We start from the raw sequence: 7,264 nt of genomic DNA, 5'->3' as shown, positions 1-7,264 counted from the left end.
TCGTCGGTCGCCAGCAGCGCCGCCGCCCTCGTTGGTGAGCCGGTTTCTAAGACCACATACAAAACAAGTCAACAGGGGATTTCAGAAAAGGCGATATTTCTTATATCGACTTGTTTTTACATTACTATTTCCGAATTTCTGCCTTTCTGGCGGCTTTTTCACCACCTCAGATTGGTGCAGTTCGCAATGTCGTAAAAACTTCACCTTCAGCGTGCGCCGGACATGGGGCTCGAGGCTATCCCCCTCCCGAAAGGATCGAATGCCGCTTTCGCGGCTCCCTTGCGCGCGCTAAGGACATGCCACGGATCAGAGAACTCGGAGACCGCCATGCTCGTCCTCACAGAACAACAGACCCGAGACGCCCTGCCCTTTGCCGACCTCATCGACGCGCTTGCAGAGATGTTCGCTGGCGACTGCGTCATGCCGATCCGCCACCATCACGACGTCGCCGTGCCGGGGGAAGAGAACGCGACGCTGCTGCTGATGCCCGCCTGGCAGCCCGGCGCCTATATCGGGGTCAAGCTCGTCTCCGTGTTTCCGGGCAATACGCGCCGCGGCCTGCCGGCCATCTTCGGCAGCTATCTGCTCTCCTCCGGCAAGACCGGCGAGCTGCTTGCGATTATCGACGGCGGCGAGCTCACGGCCCGGCGTACGGCGGCCGCGTCCGCCCTTGCCGCCCGCCATCTCGCGCGCGCGGATGCGAAGCGCCTTCTCGTCATCGGGGCCGGCCGGCTGTCGCTGAACCTCGTCGCCGCCCATTCGGCCGTCCGACCGATCGAGGAGATCGCCATCTGGGGGCGGGATGCGGCCAAAGCCGAGGCGGCCGCGGGCGAGGCGCGTGCTGCGGGCTTCAACGCCCGCGCCGTCACCGACCTCGAATGGGCCGCGCGCGAGGCCGACATCATCTCCTGCTGCACGCTTTCCGAGACGCCGCTCGTGCGCGGGGCGTGGCTCAGGCCCGGAACGCACCTGGACCTGATCGGCGCCTTCAAGCCTTCCATGCGCGAAACCGACGACGAGGCGGTGACACGCGCGACGCTGTTCGTCGATACCCGCGACGGTGCGCTCAGCGAGGGTGGCGATCTCGTCCAGCCGATCAGGGCCGGCATCATCGGCCCGGAGGCGATCAGGGCCGACCTCGCCGAACTCGTAACCGGGCGGGATCCGGGCCGGCGCTCGCCGGAGGAGATCACGCTCTTCAAGTCGGTGGGCGCAGCCCTCGAGGATCTCGCCGGTGCAATCCTCGCCTGCCGCAACCACGGGGCCTGACCGGCCATGCAGAAGGATGGCGGGCCCGGGCGCGCACACGCCCCTGCCGTACTGCCGCAACTGCCGGTCAGCGTGGTGCTGCCGGCGTTGTCGCAGGCGCTGAGCACGGGCACGCGGGCGGTGCTCGCCGCCCCGCCCGGCGCCGGCAAGACGACCATCGTACCGCTGCACCTGCTCGATGCCTCTTGGCGCGGCGATGGGCGCATCATCCTGCTCGAGCCGCGCCGGCTGGCGGCGCGGGCTGCCGCGGGGCGGATGGCGGAGCTTCTCGGCGAGCGTGTCGGCGAGACCGTCGGCTACCGGATGCGGCTCGAAAGCCGAATTTCCGCGCGGACCCGGATCGAGGTCGTGACCGAAGGCGTGTTCGCCCGGATGATCATCGACGATCCGGAGCTTTCCGGCATCGCCGCCGTGCTGTTCGACGAGTTCCACGAGCGCTCGCTGGACGCCGATCTCGGCCTGGCGCTGGCGCTCGACGCACAGTCGGCGCTACGGGAGGATCTGCGCATCCTTGTCATGTCGGCGACCCTCGATACCGACCGGGTCGCCCGGCTGATGGACGGCGCCGCCGTCATCGAGAGCGCCGGGCGCAGCTTTCCCATCGAGCTCCGGCATGCCGACCGGCCGCCCGGCGAGCGGATCGAGGAGACGATGGCGCGCGCGATCCGCGACGCCCATGCGGCAGAGAGCGGATCGATCCTGGCCTTCCTGCCGGGGCAGGCGGAGATCCGCCGGACGATGGAGCGGCTGGAGGGCCGTTTCGGCGAGGAGACGATGCTGGTCCCGCTCTACGGCAACCTGACGCAGCAGGAACAGGACGCGGCGATCCGTCCGCCGCCGGACGGCATGCGCAAGATCGTGCTTGCGACCTCGATCGCCGAGACGTCGATCACCATCGACGGGGTGCGTGTCGTCATCGACAGCGGCCTGCAGCGGCTGCCCGTCTTCGAGGCGGCAACCGGGATCACGCGGCTGGAGACGGTGCGCGTGTCGCGCGCTTCGGCTGACCAGCGGGCCGGCCGGGCGGGGCGCACCGGCCCCGGCATCGCCGTCCGGCTCTGGCATGCCGGCCAGACCGCAGCGTTGCCGGCCTTCACGCCGCCGCAGATCCTTGCCAGCGATCTCTCCGGCTTCGTGCTGGACCTCGCGCAATGGGGCGTCACCGACCCGGCGAGCCTCCCGCTAATCGACCAGCCGCCGGTCGCGAGCCTGGAGGAGGCGCGTGGCCTGCTGCGGCTTTTGGGCGCGATCGATGCCGGCGGTGGCCTGACGCCGATCGGCCGGAAGATGCGGGCCCTCTCCCTGCCGCCGCGGCTTGCCGCCATGGTCATCCATGCGGCCGGCGAGGGCATGGCGACGGAGGCGGCGCTGCTTGCCGTGCTGCTGACCGAACAGGGGCTCGGTGGACCTTCGCTCGACCTGGAGGAACGCCTGCGGCGCTTCAAGGCCGAACGGGGCGAGCGGGCCCAGTCTTCCCGGCGGCTGGCAGCCCGCATCGCGGAAGCGGCCGGCGCAAGGGGCGCCGCCATTCCCGCCCACCCGGGAGCGCTGCTGATGCATGCCTTCCCGGACCGGATCGCGCTGCAAAGGGGCGGGCGCGGACGCTTCGTCATGGCCAACGGCCGCGGCGCGGAGCTCGCCGAGACCGAAGGGCTTGCGGCAAGCGCGATGCTGGTGATCGCGGACCTGACCGGCCAGGCCGGGCGGCAGCGCATCCTCGCCGCCGCCACGATCAGCCGCGCGGACGTCGAGGCCGAGATGGCAGCGAGCTTCGTTCGCGAGGAACAATGCGTGTTCGACCCGGCAAGCCGCCAGGTGCGGGCGAGGAAGGTGACGCGGCTCGGCGCCATCGTGTTCGAGGAGACACCGCTGCCACGGCCGACGGGGCCGGCAGCCGCAAGGGCGCTCGCCGACGGGGTTCGCCAGCTCGGGCTGCAGGCGCTGCCGTTCTCCAAATCCGGCGGGCAGTTGCGCGAGCGGATCGGCTTCCTTCACCGGAGCCTCGGCGAACCCTGGCCAGACACCGGCGACGAGGCGCTGCTTGCGCGGCTCGACGAATGGTTCACGCCCTTCCAGGAGCTGACGCGCGGCCTCGACGACGTCACCCCGGCCAGCCTTTCGGACGGACTTATGGCGCTCGTGCCACACGGCGTCCAGCGCGATCTCGAGCGGCTCGTGCCCACCCATTTCGAGGCGCCGACCGGGCAGCGGCATCCGATCCGCTACGACGGCAGCGAGCCGACCTTGCCGATCCGCGTGCAGGAACTGTTTGGCCTGCGCCAGCATCCCGCTGTGGCGGGCGGGCGCCTGCCGCTCCTGCTCGAACTGCTGTCGCCGGCCCACCGGCCGATCCAGACGACCCGCGACCTTCCCGGATTCTGGGCCGGTTCCTGGAAGGACGTGCGGGCGGAGATGCGGGGACGCTACCCGCGCCACCCCTGGCCGGAGGATCCCGCCGGCGCGATGCCGACGACACGGGCCAAGCCGCGTGGTACATGATGCCCCGAGGCTTTCCGACGCGGTCCGGAAGCGTCAGAAGGAATGAAAAGCAGGGAAGACCATGTCGATCTACAACGACAGTGCCGACGACAGCCAGCGCCAGCACATGAGGCTGGAAACCCTTATCCGGCTAAGATGGCTCGCGGTGGCGGGCCAGTCCGTGACGGTGATCGTCGTTGCCTTCTGGTTGGGTTTTCCGCTTCCGCTCTTGGCCTGCTCGGTGCTGATCGCCCTGCTTGCCGTCGTCAACTTCTATCTCACCGCGCGCTATTCGCCGGCGCACCGGTTGGCCCCCGGCTCCGCGCTGGCGCTGCTGGCCTTCGATCTCTCGCAGCTGACGGCGCTGCTCTTCATGACCGGCGGCCTTGCGAACCCCTTTGCGCTGCTCGTCTGCGTTCCGGTGATCATCTCTTCCTCGGCGCAGCCGATCCGCCATAGCCTGGCGCTCGGCATCCTGGCTGCGGCCGGGATCACGGCGTTGGCCTTCACGCCGTTTCCCCTGCCGTGGTTTCCGGGGACCCTCCTCGTCATTCCGCCGATCCTGACGGCCGGCTTCTGGGTCGCCATCGCGTCGACGACCGCCTTCGCCGCCTTCTATTCCTACCGCGTCTCACTGGAAGCGGCCGAACTCTCCGACGCGCTGGCGGCAACCGAGCTCGTGCTTCAACGCGAAAAGCACTTGTCGCAGCTGGACGGGCTCGCCGCCGCCGCGGCTCACGAACTCGGCACGCCGCTCGCGACGATCAGCGTCGTTGCGAAGGAGATGGAACGCGAGTTGGGCGAGGATCCGCGCTTCGGCGAGGACGTGCACCTGTTGCGAAGCCAGAGCGAGCGCTGCCGGGATATCCTGCGGCGACTGACCACGCTGTCGGCGGACGACGAGGAGCACATGCGCCACCTGCCGCTGTCCTCGCTCCTCGAAGAGGTGATGGCGCCGCATCGCGAATTCGGCATCCGGCTGCGACTCGTGGAAGAGGGCACGCGCGCCGAGGAACCCGTCGGCCATCGCAACGCCGGCATTCTCTACGGGCTGGGCAACCTCCTGGAGAATGCCGTCGATCACGCACGAAACGAAGTGGTCGTGACCGCGGGCCACACGCCGGACCGGGTCAGGCTGGTGATCGAGGACGACGGCGAGGGCTATGCCCCGGACATCCTGCTGCGGATCGGCGAGCCCTATGTCACCAAGCGACAGCGCGACGAGCGGGCCGGCGGGCTCGGGCTGGGCCTCTTCATCGCCAAGACGCTGCTCGAGCGCTCCGGCGCCAAACTCACCTTCGGCAACCGGCAGGACGGCATCCCCGGCGCACGGGTAGAAGTCGAGTGGCCGCGCAACCGGATGGATGTCAAGCTGGCGAAATGACTTTACCCCTTGCGCCGAACCCGTCATAAGAAACAACGGAAAAGCAGCAAAATCAGCGCGGAACTGCGAAGATGGCAGACAAGATCGATACTCTCCCACCAGCGCCGGGCGCAGAAGACGCCGACTATATCGGCGCCGACCGCTCGCTCCTCATCGTCGACGACGACGGCCCTTTCCTGCGGCGCCTGGCGCGCGCGATGGAGACCCGCGGCTTCGACGTCGAGATGGCCGAGTCCGTGGCCGAGGGCATCGCCAAGGCGAAAGGTACGCCGCCGAAATATGCAGTGGTCGACCTGCGGCTCAGCGACGGCAGCGGTCTAGACGTGATCGCCGCCATCCGCCAGCGCCGCGACGACACGCGGATCATCATGCTGACCGGCTACGGCAATATCGCAACGGCGGTGAATGCGGTGAAACTCGGCGCGGTCGACTACCTGGCGAAACCGGCCGATGCCGACGAGATCTTCTCGGCGCTGACGCAGAAGCCCGGCGAGAAGGCGGAACTTCCGGAAAATCCGATGTCAGCCGACAGGGTGCGCTGGGAACACATCCAGCGCGTCTACGAGATGTGCGATCGCAACGTGTCGGAAACGGCGCGCCGGCTGAACATGCATCGCCGCACCCTCCAGCGCATTCTCGCCAAGCGGGCGCCGAAGTAGCCAGGACGGGCGATCAATCGCGGTCGCGGTTCACGACCGCGGCCATTTCCGATCCCTCGGCCGCCTTGTCAGTCAGAAGCTCGGCCTGCAGCAACCGGCCGGCGGCGATCCGCGCAAAGGCGAAGGTGACGGACTTCCGCGTCGGCGGGGCGAGCTTGTGCTCCGGTGCCTCGCGCAGGATATGGGCGCCGTAGCCATCGGATACGATCAGGCCGCAGTCTTCGGGAAAGATCTCGAGCGGCACACCCCGGTGGGTGGCGAAGAAGAGCCGGTCGCAATGCATCCGGTAATCCGGCCATTTCCTGTCGACGCGAAAGTCCTCGATCGATGTCTTGATCTCGACGATCCAGATCTCGCCCTTCGGGGCCAGACTGATGAGATCGGCTCGCCGGCCACTGGCAAGCGTCATCTCCGCCAGGACCGCATGGCTGAGATCGGCAAACAGGCGCTGCACGCCGCGGCGCACCATCATGGCGCGCTCGGACTGGCGCCCGTCGACCAGCGGACTGTCCTTGTGAAGCGATACGAGCGTCATGTTTTCAAACCTTCGGCGAAAGCAGTCGCGCCATCCTAGCAGAACCTGCCGGACAATGCCGCAACCACCTGACGTCACGGGAATGTTGCAAAAAAGCCATCCGCTCTCTTTTGTGCTCTCGCACAACGGCGGAGAGCGGGCAGCGCACTTGCAAAAGCTCCTGAATCACAAATAAACCTTGATTGCACAGACGTGCGGGAACACCGCCACGCCACACCCCATAATTGAAGAGACTTAGATGCGCTTCCGCACTGCCCTGCTCCTTTGTGGCCTTGCAGCGTCCGTGACGCTTGCCGGGTGTTCGTCCGTACCGTCATCCACGCCGATCATCGGCGAGAAGGTCGCGACCAACGAAATCTTCACCTCCGGATACGGCCCGGTCGAAGACCACGGCTACGCCCTGCCGGCCATCCCGATCCAGCGCGTGGATCCGAAGTATCACCGACAGATCGTCGATTATAAGACCAGCGAGAAGCCGGGCACGATCGTCGTGAACACCCCGACCCGCTTCCTCTATTTCGTGCTGCCGGGCGGCAAGGCGGTGCGCTACGGGATCGGCGTCGGCAAGCAGGGCTTTGCGTGGGAAGGCGAGGCCTATGTCGCCTGGAAGCAGGAATGGCCGATGTGGCATCCGCCGGAAGAGATGGCCGTCCGCCGTCCGGAGATCGCCAAGTACGTCAAGGAGGGCATGAAGCCCGGGCTGACGAACCCGCTCGGTGCACGCGCGCTCTACCTCTTCAACAACAAGGGCCAGGACACGCTGTTCCGCCTGCACGGCACGCCGGAATGGGGCTCCATCGGCACCGCAGCCTCTTCGGGCTGCATCCGCCTGATGAACCAGGACATCATTGACCTCTACGCGCGGGTCCGCCCGGGCAAGGGCGCCCGCGTCGTCGTCCAGCAGTAACCGGCGAAAACGCGCCAACGACACAAGAAAGC

At 67.5% G+C, this 7,264-nt stretch carries 7 protein-coding genes; 6 read left to right on the top strand and 1 reads right to left on the bottom strand.

Annotated elements, in window-relative coordinates:
* From OCK02_RS02930 to OCK02_RS02910, 5 genes are all read left to right on the top strand, one after another.
* A partial coding sequence (locus OCK02_RS02930) for a hypothetical protein (RefSeq protein WP_263811723.1) occupies positions 1 to 195 on the top strand: 195 nt, incomplete at its 5' end.
* 132 nt (positions 196 to 327) lie between these two features.
* The gene (locus OCK02_RS02925) at positions 328 to 1,269 is read left to right on the top strand and encodes an ornithine cyclodeaminase family protein (RefSeq protein WP_263811722.1); all 942 of its coding nucleotides are present in this window, start codon (positions 328 to 330) and stop codon (positions 1,267 to 1,269) included.
* Positions 1,270 to 1,275: 6 nt separating this feature from the next.
* On the top strand, positions 1,276 to 3,768 hold the full coding sequence (gene hrpB, locus OCK02_RS02920; protein ID WP_263811721.1) for an ATP-dependent helicase HrpB: 2,493 nt from the start codon (positions 1,276 to 1,278) through the stop codon (positions 3,766 to 3,768).
* Between the two features lie 61 nt (positions 3,769 to 3,829).
* Positions 3,830 to 5,131, top strand: coding sequence for an ActS/PrrB/RegB family redox-sensitive histidine kinase (locus tag OCK02_RS02915; RefSeq protein ID WP_263811720.1), 1,302 nt, complete (start codon positions 3,830 to 3,832; stop codon positions 5,129 to 5,131).
* A 71-nt stretch (positions 5,132 to 5,202) separates the two neighbouring features.
* Entirely contained in the window at positions 5,203 to 5,790 is a 588-nt protein-coding gene (locus tag OCK02_RS02910) for an ActR/PrrA/RegA family redox response regulator transcription factor (RefSeq protein WP_263811719.1), read from the top strand.
* 13 nt (positions 5,791 to 5,803) lie between these two features.
* Here OCK02_RS02910 and OCK02_RS02905 read toward each other — a convergent pair whose 3' ends face one another.
* On the bottom strand, positions 5,804 to 6,325 hold the full coding sequence (locus tag OCK02_RS02905) for an MmcB family DNA repair protein (protein ID WP_263811718.1): 522 nt from the start codon (positions 6,323 to 6,325) through the stop codon (positions 5,804 to 5,806).
* Positions 6,326 to 6,563: 238 nt separating this feature from the next.
* Here OCK02_RS02905 and OCK02_RS02900 point away from each other — a divergent pair, with 238 nt between their 5' ends.
* Positions 6,564 to 7,232, top strand: a complete 669-nt coding sequence (locus OCK02_RS02900; RefSeq protein WP_230806512.1) for a L,D-transpeptidase — start codon at positions 6,564 to 6,566, stop codon at positions 7,230 to 7,232.
* Positions 7,233 to 7,264: the final 32 nt, after the last annotated feature.

Origin of the sequence: Rhizobium sp. TRM96647 (genome assembly GCF_025780115.1) — a bacterium.
In the GTDB taxonomy this organism is placed as follows: domain Bacteria; phylum Pseudomonadota; class Alphaproteobacteria; order Rhizobiales; family Rhizobiaceae; genus Mycoplana.
This window is presented reverse-complemented; position numbering and strand designations above follow the sequence as displayed.

Coding starts and splice junctions, on each gene's coding strand:
- OCK02_RS02925 (WP_263811722.1), top strand. CDS start 328: ATGCTCGTCCTCACAGAACAACAGACCCGAGACGCCCTGCCCTTTGCC.
- hrpB (WP_263811721.1), top strand. CDS start 1,276: ATGCAGAAGGATGGCGGGCCCGGGCGCGCACACGCCCCTGCCGTACTG.
- OCK02_RS02915 (WP_263811720.1), top strand. CDS start 3,830: ATGTCGATCTACAACGACAGTGCCGACGACAGCCAGCGCCAGCACATG.
- OCK02_RS02910 (WP_263811719.1), top strand. CDS start 5,203: ATGGCAGACAAGATCGATACTCTCCCACCAGCGCCGGGCGCAGAAGAC.
- OCK02_RS02905 (WP_263811718.1), bottom strand. CDS start 6,325: ATGACGCTCGTATCGCTTCACAAGGACAGTCCGCTGGTCGACGGGCGC.
- OCK02_RS02900 (WP_230806512.1), top strand. CDS start 6,564: ATGCGCTTCCGCACTGCCCTGCTCCTTTGTGGCCTTGCAGCGTCCGTG.